18 protein-coding genes, 1 other RNA gene and 1 pseudogene are annotated in these 23,101 nt (G+C 30.9%); 13 read left to right on the top strand and 7 right to left on the bottom strand.

Features of this window, described 5'->3' with window-relative positions; all coding sequences use genetic code 11:
• The first annotated feature begins 17 nt into the window (after positions 1 to 17).
• From Y10_RS09290 to Y10_RS09280, 3 genes are all read left to right on the top strand, one after another.
• Positions 18 to 1,931 (top strand): tetratricopeptide repeat-containing sensor histidine kinase, encoded by a 1,914-nt coding sequence (locus Y10_RS09290; RefSeq protein ID WP_281765107.1) that lies wholly within the window; start codon positions 18 to 20, stop codon positions 1,929 to 1,931.
• Between the two features lie 6 nt (positions 1,932 to 1,937).
• Positions 1,938 to 2,603: a DNA-binding response regulator gene (locus tag Y10_RS09285; protein ID WP_281765106.1), complete on the top strand. Its 666-nt coding sequence runs from the start codon at positions 1,938 to 1,940 to the stop codon at positions 2,601 to 2,603.
• A gap of 111 nt (positions 2,604 to 2,714) precedes the next feature.
• A complete protein-coding gene (locus tag Y10_RS09280) occupies positions 2,715 to 2,930 on the top strand; it encodes a hypothetical protein (protein ID WP_281765105.1) in 216 nt (71 codons plus the stop codon).
• An 81-nt stretch (positions 2,931 to 3,011) separates the two neighbouring features.
• Here the strand turns inward: Y10_RS09280 and Y10_RS09275 are convergent, their stop codons facing one another.
• From Y10_RS09275 to Y10_RS09260, 4 genes are read right to left on the bottom strand one after another with little or no spacing between them, the layout of a single operon-like run.
• Positions 3,012 to 4,472: a lipopolysaccharide biosynthesis protein gene (locus tag Y10_RS09275; RefSeq protein WP_281765104.1), complete on the bottom strand. Its 1,461-nt coding sequence runs from the start codon at positions 4,470 to 4,472 to the stop codon at positions 3,012 to 3,014.
• An 8-nt stretch (positions 4,473 to 4,480) separates the two neighbouring features.
• On the bottom strand, positions 4,481 to 5,761 hold the full coding sequence (locus Y10_RS09270; RefSeq protein WP_281765103.1) for a glycosyltransferase family protein: 1,281 nt from the start codon (positions 5,759 to 5,761) through the stop codon (positions 4,481 to 4,483).
• Between the two features lie 19 nt (positions 5,762 to 5,780).
• Entirely contained in the window at positions 5,781 to 8,210 is a 2,430-nt protein-coding gene (locus Y10_RS09265) for a YfhO family protein (protein WP_281765102.1), read from the bottom strand.
• 21 nt (positions 8,211 to 8,231) lie between these two features.
• Complete coding sequence (locus Y10_RS09260) at positions 8,232 to 8,486, bottom strand: DUF4834 family protein (RefSeq protein WP_408733619.1); 255 nt, start codon at positions 8,484 to 8,486, stop codon at positions 8,232 to 8,234.
• A gap of 174 nt (positions 8,487 to 8,660) precedes the next feature.
• Between Y10_RS09260 and Y10_RS09255 the strand changes: the two genes are divergently transcribed.
• Together Y10_RS09255 and Y10_RS09250 are read left to right on the top strand one after the other, a co-directional pair.
• A complete protein-coding gene (locus Y10_RS09255; RefSeq protein WP_281765100.1) occupies positions 8,661 to 9,704 on the top strand; it encodes a transporter in 1,044 nt (347 codons plus the stop codon).
• A 19-nt stretch (positions 9,705 to 9,723) separates the two neighbouring features.
• Positions 9,724 to 10,845 (top strand): GTP cyclohydrolase, encoded by a 1,122-nt coding sequence (locus Y10_RS09250; RefSeq protein WP_281765099.1) that lies wholly within the window; start codon positions 9,724 to 9,726, stop codon positions 10,843 to 10,845.
• 65 nt (positions 10,846 to 10,910) lie between these two features.
• Here the strand turns inward: Y10_RS09250 and Y10_RS09245 are convergent, their stop codons facing one another.
• Positions 10,911 to 12,107 (bottom strand): acetate/propionate family kinase, encoded by a 1,197-nt coding sequence (locus tag Y10_RS09245; RefSeq protein ID WP_281765098.1) that lies wholly within the window; start codon positions 12,105 to 12,107, stop codon positions 10,911 to 10,913.
• Between the two features lie 5 nt (positions 12,108 to 12,112).
• A complete protein-coding gene (gene pta / locus Y10_RS09240) occupies positions 12,113 to 14,206 on the bottom strand; it encodes a phosphate acetyltransferase (RefSeq protein ID WP_281765097.1) in 2,094 nt (697 codons plus the stop codon).
• Between the two features lie 251 nt (positions 14,207 to 14,457).
• On the opposite strand from pta, the gene Y10_RS09235 reads away from it, so the two are divergent.
• From Y10_RS09235 to Y10_RS09205, 7 genes and pseudogenes are all read left to right on the top strand, one after another.
• Complete coding sequence (locus Y10_RS09235; protein ID WP_281765096.1) at positions 14,458 to 16,863, top strand: ATP-binding protein; 2,406 nt, start codon at positions 14,458 to 14,460, stop codon at positions 16,861 to 16,863.
• Positions 16,853 to 17,248 (top strand): response regulator, encoded by a 396-nt coding sequence (locus Y10_RS09230; RefSeq protein WP_281765095.1) that lies wholly within the window; start codon positions 16,853 to 16,855, stop codon positions 17,246 to 17,248. Before Y10_RS09235 ends, Y10_RS09230 begins: the two co-directional genes overlap by 11 nt.
• Positions 17,249 to 17,289: 41 nt before the next feature.
• Complete coding sequence (locus Y10_RS09225) at positions 17,290 to 17,931, top strand: hypothetical protein (protein WP_281765094.1); 642 nt, start codon at positions 17,290 to 17,292, stop codon at positions 17,929 to 17,931.
• Positions 17,932 to 17,933: 2 nt separating this feature from the next.
• Complete coding sequence (locus Y10_RS09220) at positions 17,934 to 18,227, top strand: winged helix-turn-helix domain-containing protein (RefSeq protein ID WP_281765093.1); 294 nt, start codon at positions 17,934 to 17,936, stop codon at positions 18,225 to 18,227.
• A gap of 333 nt (positions 18,228 to 18,560) precedes the next feature.
• Positions 18,561 to 19,925: a DUF4153 domain-containing protein gene (locus Y10_RS09215; RefSeq protein ID WP_309297825.1), complete on the top strand. Its 1,365-nt coding sequence runs from the start codon at positions 18,561 to 18,563 to the stop codon at positions 19,923 to 19,925.
• 11 nt (positions 19,926 to 19,936) lie between these two features.
• Entirely contained in the window at positions 19,937 to 20,467 is a 531-nt protein-coding gene (locus Y10_RS09210) for a Coq4 family protein (protein ID WP_281765091.1), read from the top strand.
• Positions 20,468 to 20,703: 236 nt separating this feature from the next.
• Positions 20,704 to 21,114, top strand: a pseudogene (locus Y10_RS09205) (DUF1361 domain-containing protein); the annotation flags it as partial.
• Positions 21,115 to 21,123: 9 nt separating this feature from the next.
• On the opposite strand, the gene Y10_RS09200 reads toward Y10_RS09205, so the two are convergent.
• On the bottom strand, positions 21,124 to 22,338 hold the full coding sequence (locus Y10_RS09200) for an NAD(P)-dependent oxidoreductase (RefSeq protein ID WP_281765090.1): 1,215 nt from the start codon (positions 22,336 to 22,338) through the stop codon (positions 21,124 to 21,126).
• A 123-nt stretch (positions 22,339 to 22,461) separates the two neighbouring features.
• Here Y10_RS09200 and ssrA point away from each other — a divergent pair.
• Positions 22,462 to 22,863, top strand: a transfer-messenger RNA (tmRNA) gene (ssrA, locus tag Y10_RS09195).
• The last annotated feature ends 238 nt before the right edge of the window (positions 22,864 to 23,101 follow it).

The raw sequence follows: 23,101 nt of genomic DNA, 5'->3' as shown, positions 1-23,101 counted from the left end.
GTTATTACATTTGAGGAATGAAACCTAACCTACTTTCATTCCTCTTTTTCTATTGTATACTATTATTAATTTCAAATAATACCAATTTTTGCTTTGCTCAAACTACCAATAGTAGCTATCAGATTTTTGATAAAAATAGTAGGAAAAAATGGACCATAGAAAAAAGACAATCTGAATTAAATAATGCCTTAAAATTTGCTAAAAAAGTTAAGGACACCGAATATATCATAAAATCATACCGATTAAAGAATGCTCTTTTTAAAGCCACTAAAGAATATGATAGTGCTAATTATTATTCCTATAAATTATTAGACTTTGGTACTCAAATAAAAGATTCGTTAACAATAATTAGAGCCTACAAATATTTAGCTGATAATTATAACACTATGGATAGTGTAAACTTAGCTATTGATTTTTATGATAAAGGATATACTTTAAGTACAAAATTAAATCAAGTTCCTGACCAATTAAGAGCTTTGCAATACACCGCAATGTTGCAGCGCAAAATAGGCTTATCATTTGAAGCAGAAGAAACTTTAAGTAAGGCAATAGCATTAATTGATGAACAAAGTAAAAAGGAAGACTATACTGTTAATCTAATAGGCATTTATGTAGAACTTGGAATTCTTTATAAAGAACGACAAGCATATGAGCAAGCCTTGGTTTATTATAAGAATGGATTTGATTTAGTTGAAAATAAAGGATATAAGAGTACTTTCTTGAATAATATTGGAAATCTATATTTAGACATGCAGGACTATGATAATGCCTTAGAAAACTTTAATGCATCGTTAGACATAGCAGAGCAATTAAAAGATTCTTTAAAAATAGCTAGGGTTATGTGTAACATAGGCGTGGTTAAATATCATTTAAATGATAGAACTTCTGTACAGGATATCGAAAAGAGTTTAGAGATTAGAGAAAAGATGAATTACCTCTTAGGCATGTACTCTAGTTATTATAAACTGGCCAAAGCATACCAACACTTCAACCAAACTAACAAGGCTAAGCAAAATGCAAATGAAGCTTTAAAAATAGCAACAAACCTAAAAATAGGCGAAGAACAACTAGAAACACTTAAATTACTCATAGACTTAGGAAATACTTCTCACATCAATAGCTACTTACATTTAAGAGATAGTTTAGAGCAAATAGAATCCTCTTCTAAGCACAAATACATGTCTTTAAAATATAATTACCAAAAGGAACATGAAATAGCCAAAGAGAACGAACTTAAATACTTAGCTAATAAGATAGAGCTACAAGAGCAACATGCAAGAAAAATAATGTCGAGATGGGGGTTAGTGATTGGTGTAATTATAGCTATTCTAGTATTTCTATTAATTCAGAACCATCATAAGCGTAAATTCTTAGCACAAATATACGACACAGAAAAGCGTATAGCTAAACAAGTACATGATGAAGTAGCAAACGATATTTACCACACCATGAATAAAATACAGTCTCATACTATAGATGAAGAGACTGCCCTATCTGATTTAGATAAAATATATCAAAAAACCCGTGATATTTCTAAAAGTAACAATGACATTGATATTGATGATCATTTTTCTGAAACCCTTGAAGAACTTATTGTATCTTATAAAAAAGAAGGAATTTTGCTAATCACTACAGGTATTTCTAACATCAAGTGGGAACGGTGTAATAAAGAAAAACTAATTGTTTTATATAGAGTTATTCAAGAGCTAATGACCAATATGAGTAAGCATAGCAAAGCATCTAGAGTAAGAGTTAGTTTTCATCAAAAAGGTCATAAAATAGCAATTGATTATATGGATAATGGCATTGGAACGGACTTTTCTAAAAAAAGTGGACTCAAGAATATGGAAAACCGTATTAGTACTGTAGGGGGAAGTATTAAATTTGAGTCTAACAATAATGAAGGATTTAAAGCATCCTTAATACTTTAGTTATTTATGTATTCAAAAATATTAGTAGCAGAAGATTTAAAAAGTATAACAGACGGCATTCATACCCTCTTAGAAGAACTTAATATTCCGATAACAGAACAAGTTCAATACTGTGATGATGCATTTTTAAAAATAAAAAAAAGTGTTTTAGATGGTGAGCCTTACGAGCTTCTTATCACTGACTTATCTTTTAAGAAAGACCATAGAAACGAAAAGTATACCTCTGGAGAAGAACTTGTAGAAGCTGTAAAAAGCGAATATCCTTCTGTAAAAGTAATTGTATATTCTATTGATGATAGAATTCAAAAAATTAGAAGGTTATTTGAAAAATTTGAGATAGACGGATACGTTTGCAAGGGGCGTAAAGGAATACAAGAACTAAAGGATGCTATTTTTTTAACTTACAACGGCAAACAATATATATCAGATCAAGTTTCTCAAGCCTTAAGAAATACTAATAGTGTTAATATTGATGATTTTGATATTATACTTTTATCTTACCTAGCTAAGGGACATATTCAAGATGAAATAAGTCAGTTGCTTAAAAATCAAAACATTACTCCTAATAGTTTAAGCACTATAGAAAAGCGTATCAATAAAATGAAGAATATTATGGATGTGCAAAATACGGTACATCTTATAGCTGTATCTAAAGATATGGGGCTTATCTAAATGAAAATAATCCTCATGAAATACATTGAAATAATTTCTAAACTTATTTTACAGCTATTTTAATTAGTGAATTATTATAGTATTTTTGATACTACTAATATTTACACAGCTATGAAAAAAATTATTGCCTATACCGTTTTAATCGCAGGTGCTTTAGTATTGACGAATTGTGCCGAAGAAGATGAAAATGGATGTTATTGTGATTTCTACGAATCAGTTTACAATGAGTCTACTGGTAATTTTGATTATGAATTTGTAGAGCGCCAGAGTGGTACATGCGACCAATATAATACTGAAGGATACTTTACTGAGTCTAACTGCGAATAAACTACCAAAGATAGCCTGGCAAACATTACAATTGATTGTTATTTTTAATAAGGAAACAAATGGCTTATTTTGTAACCTTGACTATTTAGCAAAAGGAATATATTTCTTCCAGAGATAAGTTATATCTGAGGATAAATTTAATTTCAAGATTCCTAATAAACATACTACAACTATTACCCCTGACTTAATTACTATATTAATAATGGGGTGAAAGTTAAAATCCCAAAAGAAAAATATGAATCCAATACCCGCGAAGAGCAACGTAGTTTTAACCGTTTTTATAGTGAATGGTTGAATACCAAACTTCTTATTTACAAAAACTATTTTAGTTGCGTTGTATATAAAAAATGCCATCAAACTAGCCAATCCTGCACCATTCATTCCCCAAACAGGTATAAATAAAGCATTCAGAACTACCGTAAGAATAGCCAAGAATACACCAAATGTTAATACTGTTTTATAATATTTTGAGTTAAAAATGATAGCATTATTAATACCTATCAAATTATCCATTAGTTTGGCTAACGATATTAAAAACACAACCATAATAGCACTACTATACTCTACAGGAAGTAACTTGTAAAGTTGATTTATGTTTAGAACAATCAACAAAAAAATAATACCACTAACAATGTATAGATTAAGAGACGAACGTTTGTATAAACTTTCTAAATCTTCCATATCGTTAGCATTTAATAATTTGGCCGTAATAGGTGTTGTAATTTGTTGCATTGCCCTAGAGGGAACCGCAATTACAATGGCTATAAAAACAGCTACGTTATAATATGCTACATTTTTAATATCTACATATTGCCCTAACATAAATTTATCGATATCTAAAAGTATAATGGCAATAGATCCAGCAACTATAATTAGTAACGAGTAATTAAAAACGGTTTTAAAATTATCAGGAATACCAATTTTAAAACTTGGTTTTTTAATGTGAAATGCTACTGCACCCATTAGTAGCATTCTAGTAAAGTACATTAACACCACTAAATAAATAAAGTTTTCAATTCCTATATAATCTAGATACAATGCAAAAAGTAAAATCATTATAATGGCTCTATGCACCACTTCTTTCATAAAGTTACCCTTAACGGATTGCAGCTGTACTTTTGTCCAAGCATAAAACACTTCAAAATAAGCCATAGAAGCAGCAATCACAAAAACTATCCAAGCATAGTTGGCTATAATAGGATTTTCTCTAGAAAGAAAACTAGCAATAGGATCATACATAACATACATCAACAGCCCTATAGGCATCATCATAAGTATAGGTAGTATGAACATCATAAAATTAAATTTATGCTGCTGTTCCCCTTCTTCATAAGAAGAATAGAATTTCACCATTGCATTTTGAACACCTGCATTTAGTAAAGGCGCTAAAATATTAGAAACAGAAATTAAATAACCTATAAGTCCATAATATTCATCAGACATGAAATTAGGGTATAGAAACAAGGTATTTATAGCACCTAGAGCAAACCCTAAATACGTAAATATAATATTGAATAAAGACTGTTTAAAAATTACTCCCATAGAAATGGTTACAGGCTCTTTAGTAAAGATGCCATATGCTGTGTTAAATTTTTTCTACTATAAACTTCTACATTAGTTGATGTAACAAATAATTCATTCTTTTTGTACAAGTTATAATATGCTAGTATGGTTTCTTTTATTTTTTGTTCTTCAGAATAATTAAAAGTATTACCTGTTTTGGTATTACTAATAATACGAGCAGCATCCCACTCCTCTGGACCTATAGCTAAAATAGGTCTTTTAGAAATTATATACTCAAAAAGTTTTCCTGGTATAATACCTTTCGTTTCTTCTGAATTAATTTCTAATAATAACAACACCTGACTTTCTCTTTGTAAAATAAGTGCATCTTCATGAGATAAATACCCTTTTAAAACAACGTTATCAGTTAACCCAAACTTGGTAATACTATCTATAATTTCTTCACTTACCTTTCCGGCTAAAGTTATTTCCAAATCATTTTTAAAGCTATCTATGGTATCGCATAATTCTTTCAAAATACTCCATAATACTTTAGGGTTTCTACCTGATAATAAAGATCCTATATGCGATAATGTAAAGTTATTGTTTAATTTATTGTTTTTTACTTTTTCATTATCATAACCATTTGTAATAACCGCAATGGGAGTATTTGTTAATTTAGAAAATTCATCCTTTGTGGTAAAACTTGTTACTGATATAGCAGAAGCATTATTTAAAACTTTAGACTCTAGTTCCTTGTGCTTTCGCTGAGATTTTTTTGTTAGTTTCAACTTTGAATGATACCCTATTGATGTCCAAGGATCTCTAAAATCTGCTAGCCACTTTACCCCTATTTTTTCTTTGAGTTGCATCCCTATAAGATGCACACTATGCGGTGGTCCGGTAGTAACAATAGTTTCAATATGGTTCTCCTTAATATATTCTGATAAATATGTTACAGAAGGTTTTACCCAAAATTTGCGAGCATCTGGTATAAATAAATTCCCCCTAATCCATAACAATACCTTCTCAGTTACCGATTGTTTCTTGGTAGAAATAATACCGCTACTTATAGTTTTAGTTTTATTTTTTGAAAAAACATTAGCAAAAGCATAAGGCTCAAAAATAGCCCCCTTAATAATTGTTATATCCTCTGGTACATCTTTTACAAAAGTAGTATCAGTCATAGGATACGTAGGATTTTCTGGAATATAAACAATTGGCTCTATATCAAAATATCTAAAATACTTTACAAATTTTAACCAACGTTGTACGCCAGGTCCTCCTGCGGGAGGCCAATAATATGTTATAATGAGAACTTTTTGCATTTAAAGCATATTATCAAAGCTATTCCTTTGATTTAAACTGATATCCTATTCCTCCTACTATTAATAAAAATAGTATAATATTACCTGCTAAAGTAAGCGTACTACCAGTTGCTACAACAGAAGGCTCAAATGTAAATTCAATGGTATGTGAACCCGCCGGTACTTCTATAGCTCTTAATGCATAGTTGGCTCTAAATTGTGGTACTTCTTTTCCATCAATAGTAGCCTTCCATCCATGAGGATAATACATTTCGGAAAATAAAGCTAATCCATTATTAGTATTGGAAGCTTTGTATTTTAAATAATCTGGTTTCTTCTCTACCAATTGAATAGTAGCTAAACTATCTACGCTATAACTATTTTGTAAAGAACTTAACTCTTTAAAAGCATTTACGTTTACAATAGCTTCAGATTTAGTATCTAAACTATCCATAGCTTTCATAGCTTCATCATCAGAATTTACCTTTTTAACATCAGAAACAAACCATGCACTACCATTCACATAGGGGTTTACTGCTGGGTAAGGTTGCCCTTCTTGGTTGGGTCTAATGATGTACTTAACATTTAACATATTTAGTACCGCAACATTATTATTTGCTATTTGGTATTCAAATAACTCTTGCAATCTTCTTGGTTTTGCCCCATGATAACCACCAATAGAATTAAAGAAATAAGAAGTTCTAGCTCCGTTTAAGCCCTCAGAAGTATCAAAAACTCTATAATCTGTAGTGTCCTTTAAAATCTGATTGTCAACTGCGCTTTTTGTAAATGGTATGTCCATTTTTCTACTATTAACAAAGTCATCTTCATTTACATAGCGTAAATCAACACCAATTAAATCTATAGCCACTAAAACAATTAAAGCTCCAACGGCAAAATTATATTTTAGAGATCCCTTTATATAAAACCAAAGAGCACTAAATGCAATACCTATTAAGATAAAGCTTCTAAATAAGTCTTTATTATAAATAGCTTTTCTATCTTCTACAATCATTCTAACAATATCAGCTCCGTAATATTGTTTTAAAGTAGCATCATTAGCACTTACAAAATTAAATAATTGTGACTTCAATAGAAATAATACTGCTAACAAGCCTCCCATAAAAATACCAGACCATTTAACAGCCTTTACTTTAGCCTCTTTAGTAATATTTTTATCAAACACCTTAACTAAAGCCATAATTGCCATAATAGGTGCACAAAGTTCTATTATTACCTGAATCGAGGAAACAGCTCTTAACTTATCGTATAAAGGAAAATAATCTATCATTAAATCGGTTAAAAAACTAAAGTTTTTACCCCATGATAAGAATAATGACATTAAGGCTCCGGCAACGAGCCACCACTTGTATTTATTTTCTACTAGAAATAAACCTATACAGAATAAGAACAATACAATAGCTCCTATATAGGCAGGTGCTGCCGTACCAGGTTGTGGCCCCCAATAGGTAGGTAAATTTTTAGAAAACTCTTTGGCACTAGATGCTGGAACACCTTGGCTAGTTAAGTAATCATATGTTTTAGAATTATCTCCTAAATTTTCAGCATTTGAACCTCCGAACATTCTAGGAACTAAAAGATTTAAAGACTCTACTACACCATAGCTATAGTAAGTAATATAATCTCTATCAAGAGCAAGGTTGGTATTTCTTTCAGATCCATCCGGATTAAAAGTTAGCTCACTTTTACCTCTAGTACTCCATTTGGTGTATTCGCTAGTAGCTAATAAGTTAGATGCATTAGTTAAAACTGCAAGAAAAGCGGCTATAATTAATACCCCTACCGATTTAAAAAAGGTAGGCAACTCTTTATTTTTAATAGCTTCTATAAAATAAACAATGCCTATTATAAGTACCAATAGTAACAGATAATAGGTCATTTGAAAGTGATTAGCTACTATTTCTAGTGAAAGAGCCAAAGCTGTGAGGATGGCTCCCCAAAAATATTTTCTCTTGAATACCAGTAAAATACCTGCTAATACCATAGGGAAATAAGCAATAGCGTGAGCTTTAGCATTATGCCCAACCCCTAATATAATAATGTAATACGTAGAAAAAGCAAATGCCAACGAACCTAAAAATGCAAGTCGGTAATCTACTTTAAGAACTAACATTAATATATAAAAGCTCAATAAATACAAGAATACATAATCTGCTGGCCTTGGCAAAAAGCGGAGTACTTTATCAAAAGATTTTATGTAGTTATGCGGATAATTAGCACCTAACTGATAGGTAGGCATTCCACCAAAAGCACTGTTAGTCCAATAAGATTCTGTTCCTGTTTCTTGCTTGTAATCGTTACGTTCCTTTGCCATACCAGAGTATTGAACAATGTCACTTTGATAAATAACATCTCCTTGTAATACTGGCTTAAAATATAATACAGCAATAACTATAAAAGATACAACAATAGCTATGTGTATTCCTATTGACTTAAAATTTAGGTTCATTTGGTTAGTTAGTAGTTTTGGTTAGTCAATTTCTTCAAAATCTATATACTCCCCTACCTTTTTCTTTTCTTTTGGTTTTACATTGTTAGTTTGATTGGTAGTATCGTATGAATTTTTATTATTCTGTTGATTAAATTCGTTAAACTTCTTATTAATTTGTTCCTCAGACTTTTTCATCAAATATCTAAGAACATACGGCATAAAAACTCTTGTTACAAATCTCAATAAAAGTATTATTGAAATAATTATAATAAGTGTTCTTAAAAAACTGGTCATATAAACAAACTGCATTCTATTCAAATATTTATAAATCTCAAAATTACAATTCTATTTCTAGTAAACTATAACAGTTTTCATAAATCTATCTAAAAAAAGCTTTTATTGACTTGTTATTTTAGGCAGTTTATTAGGTATTTGTTACTTTTAAACCGAGTAATTTAGATATAAAATATGAGGATATTATTTAAAGCTATTCTTTGTATATCATTTTTCGGATATACAACAGTAAGTCTAGGACAATACACAGATGTTATAAATTCTAACCGCCCAGGAACTTCTATGAGTTCCTTTTCTGTTGGTAAAAGAGTTTTACAAGTAGAAACAGGGTTAAGCTATAAAAGTTTAGAACATGATAGCTTTAATAATTCAATGGTAGAGGGTGCTGCTGTTGATTTCACCGTTAGATATGGTTTATTTAAAGAACAGCTTGAATTACTTTGGGATTTTACTTATCAGTTTGATAATCTAACCAATACTACAGTAACTCCTATCTTAGAGGAATCTAGAGGAGGATTCTTAAAAAATTCTATTGGAGCTAAGTATCTAATTTTTAATCCTATTAAGGAGGAAGACCAAATAATTAATATAAGAAGTTGGGATGACAACTATGGTTTTCGATGGAAAGATTTAATACCAACCGTAGCACTTTACGGAGGTGTAAACTTAGTGCCAGATTCTCCATTTGATTATGGTAATCAATTTAATTTAGATAACATTGCTTTTTATGCTCAATTAGAAGAGCCTGCATTTAGCCCTAAGGTAGTTTTAACTACACAAAGTAATTTTGCTGGTTATTGGGTTTTAATAACAAACTGGGGGTATAACCGTATTGCTACAGATTACCCGGAAATGTCTTATATAATTACGCTGGTACACTCATTTAAAAGCAATTCTAGACTTAGCGTTTTTGTAGAAAACCAAGGTATTAAAAGTGATGTATATGCAGATGTGCTTGCTAAAGGAGGTATTGCCTATTTATTAGGTAGAGATTGGCAAATAGATTTAAGTCTTGGAGGAAGCTTTAAAAACACGCCTTCACAAGGCTACACTTCTTTAGGTGTTTCCTTTAGAATTGATAAACATGTTGATGAAATAAAAACAAATAAAGAAAAATCTAACAAAGAGCTTTCAACTGGTAAGAGAAAGAAGAAGAAAAAGAAAAAGAAAACCAAGAAAATAAAAGAGATTGAAGAATCTATAGAAGACGAAGAATAAAGAAACTTAACAAATAATAATGGTAACGCTTAAAGAACTAACTACAAAGAAAGAAATGGAATCTTTTGTTAAGTATCCATTTACTTTATATAAAAATAATAAATACTGGGTTCCTCCTATTATCAAAGAGGAATTAGCCACATTTGATAAAAATGAAAACCCTGCCTTTGAAAATGCTGAAGCTACTTTTTTTGGAGCTTATAACGAAACAGGTGAAATGGTTGGCCGTATTGCTGTTATTATAAACTGGCACGAAGTAAACGAACAAAAAATTAAAAAGGTTAGATTTGGTTGGTTTGACTTTATTGATGACATAGAGGTTTCAAAAACCTTGTTAGAGAAGGCTTTTGAAATAGGAAAATCACACGGATTAGAGTTTGCTGAAGGACCTATGGGATTCTCTAACTTAGATAAAGTTGGAGTAATGACTGAGGGTTTTGATGAAATAGGAACAATGGCTACATGGTATAATTACCCATATTATCAAGAGCATTACAAACAATTAGGCTTTGAAATTGGTAAAGAATATGTAGAAAATAAGTTTCCTTTTTCTAATGTAGATCCAAAATTTTTTGAAAAGGCAGACAAACTAATAAGAGCTAGGTATGAACTTACCCCTCTTAATTTTAAAACTACAGCAGACATTTTACCACACGTAGATAAAATGTTTGATTTATTTAATTCTACATACGATGTTTTATCTTCGTTTATACCTGTAAGCCAAAAGCAAAAAGATTATTTTAAGAAAAAGTATATTCCTTTTATTGATCCGGAGTATGTAAAGTTTATTACCGATAAAGAAGGCAACTTAGTAACATTTGGTATTGTATTACCATCATTCAGTGAGGCTTTACAAAAAGCAAATGGTAAATTATTTCCTTTCGGGTTTATTCATCTATTAAAAGCTAAAAAGAATAAAACAGCACTTTTCTATTTAATCGGGGTTCATCCTAAATATCAAAATAAGGGTGTAACTGCTATTCTATTTAGTGAATATTATAAAACTTTTAAGAAGAAGAAAATTGAAAATTGCTTGAGAACGCCCGAACTAGCGAGCAATGTAGCAGTAAGACAAATTTGGAAAAATTTTAATCCTACTATCTATACAAGAAGAACCACTTTTGTTAAAGATATTGATTAAAAAAAAAGATATAAAAAACCCCAGACTAATTAAAATCTGGGGTTTTACATTTTACAATATATTTCTTAATCAATAACTAAGTTATAAGATTGTTTAGCTATCTCAAGCTCTTCGTTGGTGGGTACAATTAAAACTTTGGTAACTGCATCAGGTTCATTTACCATACGTACAGTATTACCTCTTACAGCATTCTTTCTAGGATCTAATTTAATTCCTAGATATTCCATTTCTTCACAAACTATTTTTCTAATAACACTACTATTCTCACCAATACCAGCAGTAAATACAATAGCATCTAAACCATTCATGGCTGCAACATAAGAACCAATATATTTCTTAATCTTGTATCCATTTGTATATAAAGCAAGTCTACAAGCTTCATCTCCATCAGCAGATTTTGCTTCAATATCACGCATATCACTATACCCAGTTAAACCAAGCATACCACTCTTCTTAAGTAAAATATTATTAACTTCATCAGAAGTGTATCCTAACTGATCAATCATATAGAAAATCACAGATTGATCAATATCCCCTGCTCTGGTTCCCATAATTAAACCGTTAGCAGGCCCCATACCTAAGGAATGATCAATGGCTTTACCATCTTTAACTGCAGTAATGCTACATCCATTTCCTAGGTGGATGGTAATTATTTTCCCAGAAGGTAATCCTTTTTCTGTTAGGTATTCAATAGCTTTTTCAGAAACATATTTATGACTTGTACCATGAAAACCATATGCACGTATATCATGCTCCTCTGTAAGTTCTTTAGGTATTGCATATTGATATGCTTTTGGTTCCATCGTTTGAAAAAAGGCAGTATCAAAAACAGCTACTTGCTTTGCACTAGAAAATACTTTTTCTGCCACTTCTATACCCTTTAAGTTAGGTGGGTTATGCAATGGCGCTAAAGCAAATAAATCTTTTACTTTATCTTTAACATCATCTGTTACTTCCACTGTTTTCGAGAAAGTTTTTCCTCCGTGAACTACACGATGACCAACAATTTGAATATTATTTTTATCACTAATTACACCAAACTCTTTATCTAAAAGATACGTTGTAATTTTTAATAAACCTGTTTCATGATCAGGCACATCTACTTCTTTGGTTATTTTAAAATCTCCAGACTTATAGTGTATTAAAGCACCATCTAATCCTATTCTTTCCACTAAACCACTAGCCGCTACATGCTCTTGCGGCATTTTTATAAGTTGAAATTTTATAGATGAACTTCCTGAATTTATTACTAAAACATTCATGTTAATTATATTCCTTGTGCTTGTATTGCTGTTAATATTACGGTATTAAATACATCGTCAATTGTACACCCTCTACTTAAGTCGTTTACAGGTTTATTAAGTCCTTGCAACATAGGTCCAATGGCTAATGCTCCTGTTTCTCTTTGTACCGCTTTGTAAGTGTTGTTACCTGTATTCAAATCAGGGAAAATTAATACTGTTGCTTGACCTGCTACTTCAGAATCTGGCATTTTGCTTTTACCAACAGTAGTATCAACCGCAGCATCATATTGTATAGGTCCTTCAATTTTTAAATCAGGTCTTTTACTTCTAACTATTTCAGTAGCTTCTCTAACTCTATCTACATCCTCTCCTTTACCAGAAGTACCAGACGAATAAGACAACATAGCAATTTTAGGTTCTATACCAAAGGCAGCGCTACTTTCTGCAGAAGATATTGCTATTTCAGCTAATTGTTCTGCAGTTGGGTTAGGGTTAATGGCGCAATCTCCAAAAACAGAAACTCTATCTTCTAAGCACATAAAGAATACAGAAGATACTACCGAAACACCAGGCTTTGTTTTTATAAATTGTAATGCAGGTCTAATGGTGTGTTGTGTTGTATGCGCAGCACCAGAAACCATACCGTCTGCATCACCCTTATGAATCATCATAGTACCAAAATATGAAACATCGGCCATTACATCTTTAGCCATATCCATATTAATGTTTTTATGTTTTCTTAATTCATAAAACGTTTCAGCATACTCTAAATACTTATCAGATTTTATAGGCTCAATTATATTCACCTTATTTAAATCTATAGGTAACCCAAGAGTACTAACTTTTGTTTTAATCTTCTCTTCGTTACCTAAAAGTATAATATCAACTACATCCAAAGCTAACAATCTAGACGTGGCTGTTAATATTCTGTCATCAGAACCTTCTGGTAAAACAATACGTTTTCTTGATTTTTGAGCAGCTCTGTATAAGCTATACTGAAACATTTTAGGAGTAACCGCATGAGCTTTAAAGTTAATCAACTTTTCGGTTAGTCCATCTAAATTCATATACTTTTCAGAAGTAGCAATAGAGGTAATAATTTTCTCTTTACTATCTTTATATATCTTAGATTTTATACCACCTACTTTATTAGTAACTCCAAAAGTTCCTTGTTTAACAGATATGATAGGAACAATCTGAGAAAGCCCGTCAATTAGACGCAAGATACTATCTTCTGGTATTAATCCTCCTGTTAAAATGATACCCGAAATATTAGGATAATTAGCCGATGTATGTGCTTGTAAGGCTCCTAAAATAATATCAGCTCTATCACCTGGAGTTATTACCAAACTATTATCACTTAAATGTGTAAGGTAATTTCTTAATTGCATTGCTCCTACGCCAAAACTTCCCGTTTGGTTATCTAAATGTTCTTCACCAAAAAGTACTTTCCCTTTTAGTTCTTTTACAATCTCTTTTACAGTAGGGTTCTGAAGTATATTAATTAAAGGTATTACAGCAATCTCTACTTCTTTAGGAAAAATCTTTTTAAGGTCAAATTTCACATAGTTAATATGCTCTTCTTCAATTTTATTAGCAACAATACCAATAACCTTTACATCTTTATGTATAAACGATGTATAGGCAAAATTAAGAGCACTTACTAGTTCACTTTGCGTTTTTCCTTTACCACTACAAATAATAATGGTCGGTAGACCTAAATTTTTAGCAATAGAAACATTAGTATCAAATTCAAAAACATTTCCTTTCACAGAAAAATCTGTTCCCTCCACTAGTACAAAGTCAAACTGATCTTCAAGTGCTTTGTATTTTTGAATAATAATGTCAAGTACTTCACCTTCATTACCTTCGTTGCGTTTCTCTAACACTTTTTTTCTACTAACACCATAACACTCCTCATAACTAGCGCTTACATCAAAGTGCGTTAAAATAGTTTCTATATGGTTATCCTTAACCCCCTCTGGAAAATCATCTATGATAGGACGGAAATACCCTACCTTAGCTGTTTTTCCTAGCAACGTCTGCATCAACCCTAAAGATATTAGTGACTTACCACTATTTTCTTCCATGGTTGCTATGTATATTCCTTTATTCATAAACTCTTATTTAGGACAAAAATACTGTTTATAATTTTTCTAAATACTGATAATTGTACATTTATTTATTTCAAAAAATAACTATCTTCGCATGTGAATTTGGTTACATATTTACTATTTTCACTACTTTAATACCCCTTCCTTTTGCAGTAATATATTGTTAATTAACTTTTTATTCTAAGTAGTTATTTCTTTTGAAAGAACATAGCCTTTATACTAAAAATTTCTTTTTAAACTTTAAACCAAAAGTTTTGAGTTTTCTGTGCTTTTTAGTTTTAGTAATAATTGGGTTTATTATTATTAGACAAGAACATATCATTGCCGAGGAAAATGAGAAACTAGAAATGCAAAAAATGCTAAATGTTGTTGAACGTAATATTGAGCAAATATTACAGAACAGCTATGTAACTACTCTTTCTCTTTCTCAAGCAGTAGACAACAATGGACAAGTACATGACTTTGAAAGTATTGCAAAGCAATTACTGAATAAAAATAAAAACATAGATGTTGTTCAACTGGTTCCTGATGGTGTAATAAAGTATATATATCCGTTAGAAGGTAATGAAGCTGCACTAGGCTTAAATCTTTTTACCACAGCACATACGAAGCATGAAGCAGAACAAACTATAGAAAGAAATGATATTTACTTTGCAGGTCCATTAGAATTGGTTCAAGGGGGAAGAGCTGTAGTAGGACGTTTACCTATTTACAAAAACGATAAGTTTTGGGGATTCTCTGCCGTTATTGTAAGCTTTAAAAATATACTAGAAAATTCAGGACTTTCAAATTTTAATATTAATGGGTACTCTGTGCAGCTTTCTAAAATTAACCCAGTAACACAGAAGGTAGATTATTTTTTAGACGGACCAACTAATTTGGAGAACAGCATAAAAGAAACCATTAAACTTTCACAGGGCAATTGGCAACTTCATTTGGTTAAAGAAAAAAAGTACACCATATTAAAGTCACTCTATCCAACTATTATATTATGGGCTATTTTTTGCGTAGGGTCAACCATTCTATTATACTACCTTATAAAACATCCTTCTGAATTACAAAAAGTAATAATCAACCAAGATCAGTTAATTTCTAAAAATGAAATTGAGTTACAAGCAATATTTGACAATGCTGCTTTAGGAATTGCTGTTGTTGATATTGAAAAGAGAATTTTTATAAAAGCGAATCATCAGCTATGCAAAATGTTAGAGTGCAAATTAGATTATTTGGAACATAACAAGGTTCACAATTTTGTACAAGATAAAGATGATCAACACTTTGAAAATCTTTTATTAAAATTAAAGAAAGGAGACCTAAATAAGTTTTCAGCTACCAAAAAATTAATTAGTAAAAACAATACTATTGTTTGGGTTAACATAGCCGTTTCCCCTATGTGGCATAAAGGTGAGAAACCTACTTCCTATATTTCTGTTATAGAAGACATAACGGAAAAAAGAAGATCTTCTGATTTATTAAAAGAAAGTGAATCTAGATTTAAAAGTTTATTTGATGATTCTACAGTACCTTTAACAGAAGAAGATTTTTCTGAAGTTAAAAAAGAACTTGAAAAAGCCCAAATAACACATTTACCCAGTACAAAAATTTACAGATATCTAAAAGCACACCCAGACCTAATTGCTCAATGCGTGTGTAAAACCAATATTATTGCAGCAAACAAAGAAATGGTTGGTTTATTTGAAGCTACCTGCAAACTTGAATTAATAGAACATTTTAAAAAATTAGCTACTACGAAGGGCCCACATTTTCTAATAAAACTTTTAGTAACCATTTGTAAAGGTGAAGTTTCTTTTTCAGGCGAAACAGAAATAGAAACACTTAAGGGTAATAAAAAAGAAGTTCTTATAAAGTGGTATGTAGTGCCAGGTTTTGAAAAATCATATAAAAGAGTCTTTGTATCTACAGAGGATATTACGGAACGAAAAAATGTGGTTAGAGAACTCAAGAAATCTCATAACACATTAATAGAACGAAACAAGCGATTGTTAGACTTCTCCTATATCATTTCCCATAACTTACGATCCCATACGAGTAACATACAAACTATCATTACCAATTTGGAATACGTAGAAAGTCAAGAAGAACAAAATGAACTTTTAGACCTCTTAAAAAATGTTTCAAACTCATTAGATGAAACCATACATAACTTAAACGAAATTACAAGTATACGTACCAATGTTAATATAACAACAGAGCTCTTAGATGTACATGAATATACCGAAAAAACTATTTCCGTCTTAAAATCTAAAATACAAAAAGAAGGCGCCATTGTAATTAATAAAATTAAGCCTGAAACAAGAATTTTATATAATCCTGCGTATTTAGAAAGTATTTTATTAAATTTAATTTCTAATGCTTTAAAATATAAACACCAAGATAGAACTCCAGAAATAACTATTTATACCGAAACCTTTAATGGTAATTTAAGATTAACTGTTCAAGATAATGGTATAGGTATAGACCTTAAAAAACATGGAGACAAGATTTTTGGTATGTACAAAACCTTTACAAAAAGACCAGATTCTAAAGGTATAGGGTTATATATTACCAAAAATCAGATAGAAGTAATGGGTGGACATATTGAAGTACAAAGCGAAGTTAATGTAGGATCAATTTTTAAAGTTTTTTTTAATGAGTGCTAATACTATATGTATTATAGATGATGATAAAATCTACCAATCTTTAACCAAAAAGATTTTACTTAAGTTGGTACCAGATATTCAGATATTACAGTTCTTAGATGGTTCAGATGCTTTGGAATATTTCAAAGAGTGTTTAGCTAGCAAAGAAAACTTACCTAGCGTAGTTTTACTAGATATTAATATGCCTTATATGGATGGTTGGGATTTTTTAAGTAATTTAGAAACTATTAGTATTGACTTTACAAAGGTTAACATACATGTAGTCTCCTCCTCTATAGCGCTACAAGACATGGAAAAAGCTAAATCTAATGCTCACATTATTAGTTATATTACGAAACCGGTTAAACCTGAAATTTTAAAAAATATTATGGAATATGTTGTCTAATATATTTTTTATACATTACTTTGTAATTCAAAGTACTTTAAATGAAAGATAAGGATTATTTAAACGATATTACAGAGATAAAAGAAATGATGAATAAATCATCTCGCTTTATTTCTTTGAGTGGCCTCTCCGGGGTTCTTGCTGGTATATATGCTTTAATAGGAGCTTATTTAGCGTATAATGCTATAGAAGATTATAAAAGTAGCCTTTTAATTAATTATAACTACATTACCATAAAACACCTGGCTTATATCAATTTAGAAATATATTTAGTTACTGTTGCATTAGCAGTGGTACTATTGGCTACTTTAACTGGTATTATTTTAACAAGAATAAAAGCCAAAAAGCATAATGCAAAAATGTGGGATGCTACTTCTAGACGCTTATTAATTAACTTTTTAATTCCATTAGTAACTGGAGGATTTTTTAGTCTTGTTTTAATTCAGCGAAACTTTGTTAGCCTTACAGCTGCTACTATGCTTATATTTTATGGATTAGCCTGTATAAACGCAAGCAAATTTACTTTTAGAGATATAAAGTATTTAGGATTAGTTCAATTAATTTTAGGACTCATATGTACCCAATTTGTTGGATATGGTTTGTATTTTTGGGCTTTTGGTTTTGGTGTAATGCATATTGTATATGGAGCCATTATGTACTTTAAATATGATAGAACTAAATAACTTTGGGATTAATTAATAACATAAATAAAGCATTTGATCACAGAATTAGACTCGGTATTATGTCTATTCTAATGGTTAATGAATATGCTGAATTTACAACACTAAAAGAGCTGTTAGAAGCCACAGATGGTAATTTGGCTAGTCATTTAAAAGCGTTGGAAAAAGCGGAATATATTAGTGTTCAAAAACAATTTGTAGGCAGAAAACCTAATACTAAGTATATCATTACAGACTTAGGAAAATTAGAATTCAAAAAGCATATTGATGCTTTGGAAAAACTGATTAAAAGGACTTAAAAAATTTTACATTTTAACTTTGAAATACAAAGTACTTTATGAATTACAATAGATTTATAGTTCATTTTGCCTTAACCATATTTACATTATTAACTCTAGTATGGTTAACAGCCATATTTTGTGCCACAGAATATTCGTTTGATAGTTTTATAATACTATTCATTTTGTTAATAGTGCTGATTTCTCTACTACTATTTGCAACATTTATCTATTTATTAGTGAAGTTTTCCAATGCTACCATAGCTCTTAGAAGCATAGCTATGCTACTGGTTATACTTACATACACCATATTAACTATTGTATACATTTTATAATCTTTTATCATCTAATACCATGAGAAAAATTGTCTTACTACTATTCGCTTGTTTTTTTAGTTTACTCTTTTACAAACAATCGTTAGGTATAAATACCTGCCTATTTTTACCCATCATAATATATACTATTCAAAAAGGTAAACTGAGCATAACATCTTATCTTATAGCTTTGGTTATAGCTGGTATAGCGGTATTTATTAATCCCTCCATCAGTTCTATATTCATGCTTGTACTAACTCTAATGGTATTCATCGGGAAAACACATGCTCCTGATGTTTCAATATACCTGGCTGCCTTTGGAGGAGTGGTAGACTCAATATGTGGCGGATTCGAAACGTTAACAAAGCAAGAAACCAAAAATAAAAAAAACACCACTCAAGCAAAATTTTGGTTGTTAAGTGCTGTTATTATAATTCCTGTGGTATTCATATTTATTGTTTTATACAAAAACAGTAATCCCATTTTTAATGATGCTGTAAACAAAATAGATCTTAGCTTTATAGATGTTGGTTTTGTGTTTACCATCTTTGTGGCTTTTCTATTTTTATATAATATCACTAAACCACTTTTAATTAAAGAATTAGTAACCATTGAAGATAATACTCCTACTAGCCTACTATCTCCCTCTGAAGAATTCTCAGTTACCCTATTGAAGAAACTGAAAGATGAACATCTACAAGCGTCCATACTTATTGCTACTTTAAATGTATTGCTGATTTGCTTCCTTTTAACTGATATTTTATTATTTCAGAATAATGAAGCCATGCAAGCTTTTAAAGACAATGTACATAATAGTGTGTATACCCTCATTATTTCAATTGTTTTTGCTATTACTATTATAAGTATCTACTTTAGGGGAAACATCAATTTTTACAAGCAGAATAACCTATTAAAAAAAATTACTTATGGTTGGTTGTTTCTAAATACACTTCTGGTTTTAAGCACTCTTTATAAAAACTATTATTATGTAGCACACCATGGGCTTACTTACAAACGCATAGGCGTATTTGTGTATCTAACTTTGGTGTTAGTTGGCCTATTCTTTACCTTTCAAAAAATAAGATTACAAAAAAGCTTCTGGTTCATTCTTAAGAAATCTACTGTAATTGGTTTTTACCTATTTGCTATACTTTCTTTAGTACCCTATGGAAAATTAGTTACTTATTACAACTTAACACATAACGTAGTTTTAGATGTTGAATATTTACTCTCATTACCAAAAGATAATGCCATTATATTATGGGAGCATAAACAAACCATAAAAGATAAAACAGGAAATGATTATTACCCTGTTTTATTAGAGCGTACACAACATTATAAAACCAAACTAACCAAACAAAATTGGCAATCTACCTCTTTAGATAATATTATTTACAAACCATAAAAGCTACTGTTATGAGAAAGAAACTTGTTATCTGGTTATTTGAAATTTCAAAAAACATATACACCAAATTCTTTAAAAGAAATCATATCCCCTGGAGTGTTAACGTATCTGAACTAAAAACCTATCCAATACAAAGCTTTGGATACGTGCTAGGGGATTTTTTACAATTAAACAATTTTGAGCTAATACCAAAGGTAGAAAGGCATGATGCCTACCACGTGATAACTCAGTATGGAACTACTGTTGAAGAAGAAATAGGACTCCAATTTTTATGTATGGGCAATGGTAAAAAAAGCTTATATATGTATGGTGCAATTATACTAGGTACTGCTATTCTCCCAGAATATCTTAATTTTTACATAGCATCTTATAAGTTAGGTAAGCAAGCTAATAGTTTTCATCAATTTGAATATAAAAATTTGTTGGAAACCAATTATGAAGAACTTAGAAACATGATATTTTCTATTGAAGATAGAGCTACCATAGCAAATGAGCTACACTCATTACACCAAAGAACACAAACCTACTATGCAAATATTTAGTAACTATTTTATTATGAAATCAAAAGCTATACACTTAGTAATATTATTAACGGTAATAGGTATTACTACCTTAGGATGTAGAATATTATATACTAGAAGTCTGTTTTTATCATTTTTAGTATGGAATTTATTTTTAGCGTTTGTTCCACTATTTATAAGCTCGTATATTATCAAACGTAATAAAAGAGGAATACCATTAGTTTTATTACTATTTACATGGATACTTTTTCTACCCCAATGCCCCTTATATTGTAACAGACTTTATTCATCTGCATAATTTTAGAAGTGTATTTTGGATTGACTTGATTTGCATTACAGCATTTGCCCTAAGCGGATTTCTAGCAGGTATATATTCTATGCATCAAATACATCAGTATTTGATAAAATCTATTACAAAACGATGGATTTGGACATTTATAACGGTATTATCATTTCTTTCTGGTTTGGGTATCTTTTTGGGTAGAATCTATCGTTTCAATAGTTGGGATGTGCTTCATAAACCAACAGATTTATTAAAATCAATTGTTCGTCTGGTTTTTCATCCCATAGTATATAAAGAAGCTTGGCTGCTATCTATAAGTTTTGGAATACTCATTCTTGTCAGCTACATAGCTATTCAACGTATGCTAGTAATAAAAAAAGAGTAACCCTCGGGGTTACTCTTTTCCATCTATATAATCTTGTAAATAACTAAATCGTTCTGTTAATTTCCCATTTTGTGTCATTCTAGAACGCTCTAAAATACCATCTTTGTCACCATTGTAAAAAGCTGGAATCACATGTTTTAAAAACATTTCTCCAAAGCCATCACTAGCATCTGCAGGTAACTCACAGGGTAAATTATCAACAGCCATTACTGCAATAGCCTTTTCATCCATATAATCTACTTCAGTTTCTGTTGCTGCATCATAACCATAATTGGGTTCTGCTATAGTAGAAGGTCTAATAGTACATGCTACTGGACCGTCAATATCACAGCTCACATCGGCTACTACTTTAATGTGAAAGTTTTTATGTTTTGCATCTTCTCTGGTAAATAAATAAGGTGCTCCATCACCAAAAAAGTGTCCTGCTATATAAAAGTCGGTTACTTTAGCAAAACGCATAAAGTTAGATTCATAAGCCTCAGGATGCTCATAAAAATCTGCTTTCCCTAAATGTTGATGATCTTTACGCTTATTATACTCTAATACATCTATCTGACAATAAACAGGTTCCTCGTAGGTATGGTGTAAATACTCTTTTACAGGAACTTTTTTAAGCTCCATAGCATCTAACATTTCTTTAGCACCATTACCAACCCTACCTTTCCCAGTTAGTAATATTTTCAAATTATTAGGCAACACACCCTTTATTCGCTTTAATGCATCTATTAAAGCCAGTTGATTTGGTAAATCTTCTGCCTTTGGCAATTCAAAAAGCTCATACTTTAATCCTAATGTTCTAAAACCATTGTAAGCACCAACAATACCGGCATACCTACCAAAAGCAACCAAGCGTTGCCCCTTTGTACCTGTAATCACTTCATGATCGTATAGCTCAATGTTCTTTTGTAAGATGGCATTCAGCAAATCTCTATTATAAGGCTGTTTTTTAATGGTATGAGAAAATAAAAAGTACTTTTTATTTGGCACCAAAGCTTCAATAGGTACTTCTTTTACCCCTATTAAAACATCACATGCCGAAATGTCATTAGATACGGTAATACCCTTTTCTATGTATGCTTCGTCTTTAAAAACACGAATATCAGAAGGTTCTACCGTTATCATAGCCTCGGAATACTTATGTATCAGTTTTTTACAATCTTCAGGAGATAAAACCACTCTTCTATCAGGTGGATTTTTACGTTCTTTTATAATGCCAAAGTGCATAAATAATCAGGTTTTGGTATGTATTATGCATAAAGTTAATTGTATTTTTAAAGTTAGCAAAACATTTTATACATTTGCCCACCTGCAAAACAGGTAATGTTCTTTTAAATATTACATCAAATTGGGGTCGACTGGTTTTGACAGCAGGTCTAATTGAAATGTAAGCATGCCGAGCTATGGAATTAATGCTCGTAAATCTCTATTCCAACCATTTTAAATGGCGAGAATAACTACGCTCTAGCTGCGTAATCTGAATTATAGTAGGATTTAACGCCACGTTTCCGCAAGGCGGAAAGGCTGGATGTCTCTGGATAGCCCTTGTTGACGGCGATCTTAATAGAGGCACCATAAAAGTCAACATAGAAACCTATCTTGCTTCGGTGCGGTTTTAAATCTTTAAGAAGCTAAGCGTGTTGTGGGCGGTTTCCGGTCAGCCACACGTCTAAAACCAAACGGAAACTAAGCATGTAGAAAGCCTTTTGGTTGCTTGTTTGGACGAGAGTTCGATTCTCTCCGACTCCACTTTTTATACTACAAACAACTTTAAAAACCCTGTAATCGTATGATTCACAGGGTTTTTCATTTTTATAGGTGTCATAAAATAGCAAATAAAATCATATTTAGCGACACCTATATGGATACCCCCCTGATACCCTCCAAAGGGGGGGGCGCTAATGCACTAAAAACGTTGTTTTACAGCATTTTACAAATGTTAAAGCATTTTGATTATTGAGTTGATTTTTTCAATTTTAGATCAAATTCT

Source organism: Neptunitalea lumnitzerae (assembly GCF_027924185.1).
GTDB classification, from domain to species: domain Bacteria; phylum Bacteroidota; class Bacteroidia; order Flavobacteriales; family Flavobacteriaceae; genus Neptunitalea; species Neptunitalea lumnitzerae.
Note: the sequence above shows the minus strand (reverse complement) of the source record. Positions and strands in the feature narration are given on the sequence as shown.

Excerpts from the sequence above, each read along its gene's own strand:
- Y10_RS09210 (WP_281765091.1), top strand. The coding sequence starts at position 19,937 with ATGAGAAAGAAACTTGTTATCTGGTTATTTGAAATTTCAAAAAACATA.
- Y10_RS09200 (WP_281765090.1), bottom strand. The coding sequence starts at position 22,338 with ATGCACTTTGGCATTATAAAAGAACGTAAAAATCCACCTGATAGAAGA.
- Y10_RS09280 (WP_281765105.1), top strand. The coding sequence starts at position 2,715 with ATGAAAAAAATTATTGCCTATACCGTTTTAATCGCAGGTGCTTTAGTA.
- Y10_RS09230 (WP_281765095.1), top strand. The coding sequence starts at position 16,853 with ATGAGTGCTAATACTATATGTATTATAGATGATGATAAAATCTACCAA.
- Y10_RS09285 (WP_281765106.1), top strand. The coding sequence starts at position 1,938 with ATGTATTCAAAAATATTAGTAGCAGAAGATTTAAAAAGTATAACAGAC.
- Y10_RS09250 (WP_281765099.1), top strand. The coding sequence starts at position 9,724 with ATGGTAACGCTTAAAGAACTAACTACAAAGAAAGAAATGGAATCTTTT.
- Y10_RS09245 (WP_281765098.1), bottom strand. The coding sequence starts at position 12,107 with ATGAATGTTTTAGTAATAAATTCAGGAAGTTCATCTATAAAATTTCAA.
- pta (WP_281765097.1), bottom strand. The coding sequence starts at position 14,206 with ATGAATAAAGGAATATACATAGCAACCATGGAAGAAAATAGTGGTAAG.
- Y10_RS09260 (WP_408733619.1), bottom strand. The coding sequence starts at position 8,486 with ATGACCAGTTTTTTAAGAACACTTATTATAATTATTTCAATAATACTT.
- Y10_RS09270 (WP_281765103.1), bottom strand. The coding sequence starts at position 5,761 with ATGCAAAAAGTTCTCATTATAACATATTATTGGCCTCCCGCAGGAGGA.
- Y10_RS09290 (WP_281765107.1), top strand. The coding sequence starts at position 18 with ATGAAACCTAACCTACTTTCATTCCTCTTTTTCTATTGTATACTATTA.
- Y10_RS09255 (WP_281765100.1), top strand. The coding sequence starts at position 8,661 with ATGAGGATATTATTTAAAGCTATTCTTTGTATATCATTTTTCGGATAT.
- Y10_RS09225 (WP_281765094.1), top strand. The coding sequence starts at position 17,290 with ATGAAAGATAAGGATTATTTAAACGATATTACAGAGATAAAAGAAATG.
- Y10_RS09215 (WP_309297825.1), top strand. The coding sequence starts at position 18,561 with ATGAGAAAAATTGTCTTACTACTATTCGCTTGTTTTTTTAGTTTACTC.
- Y10_RS09265 (WP_281765102.1), bottom strand. The coding sequence starts at position 8,210 with ATGAACCTAAATTTTAAGTCAATAGGAATACACATAGCTATTGTTGTA.
- Y10_RS09275 (WP_281765104.1), bottom strand. The coding sequence starts at position 4,472 with ATGGGAGTAATTTTTAAACAGTCTTTATTCAATATTATATTTACGTAT.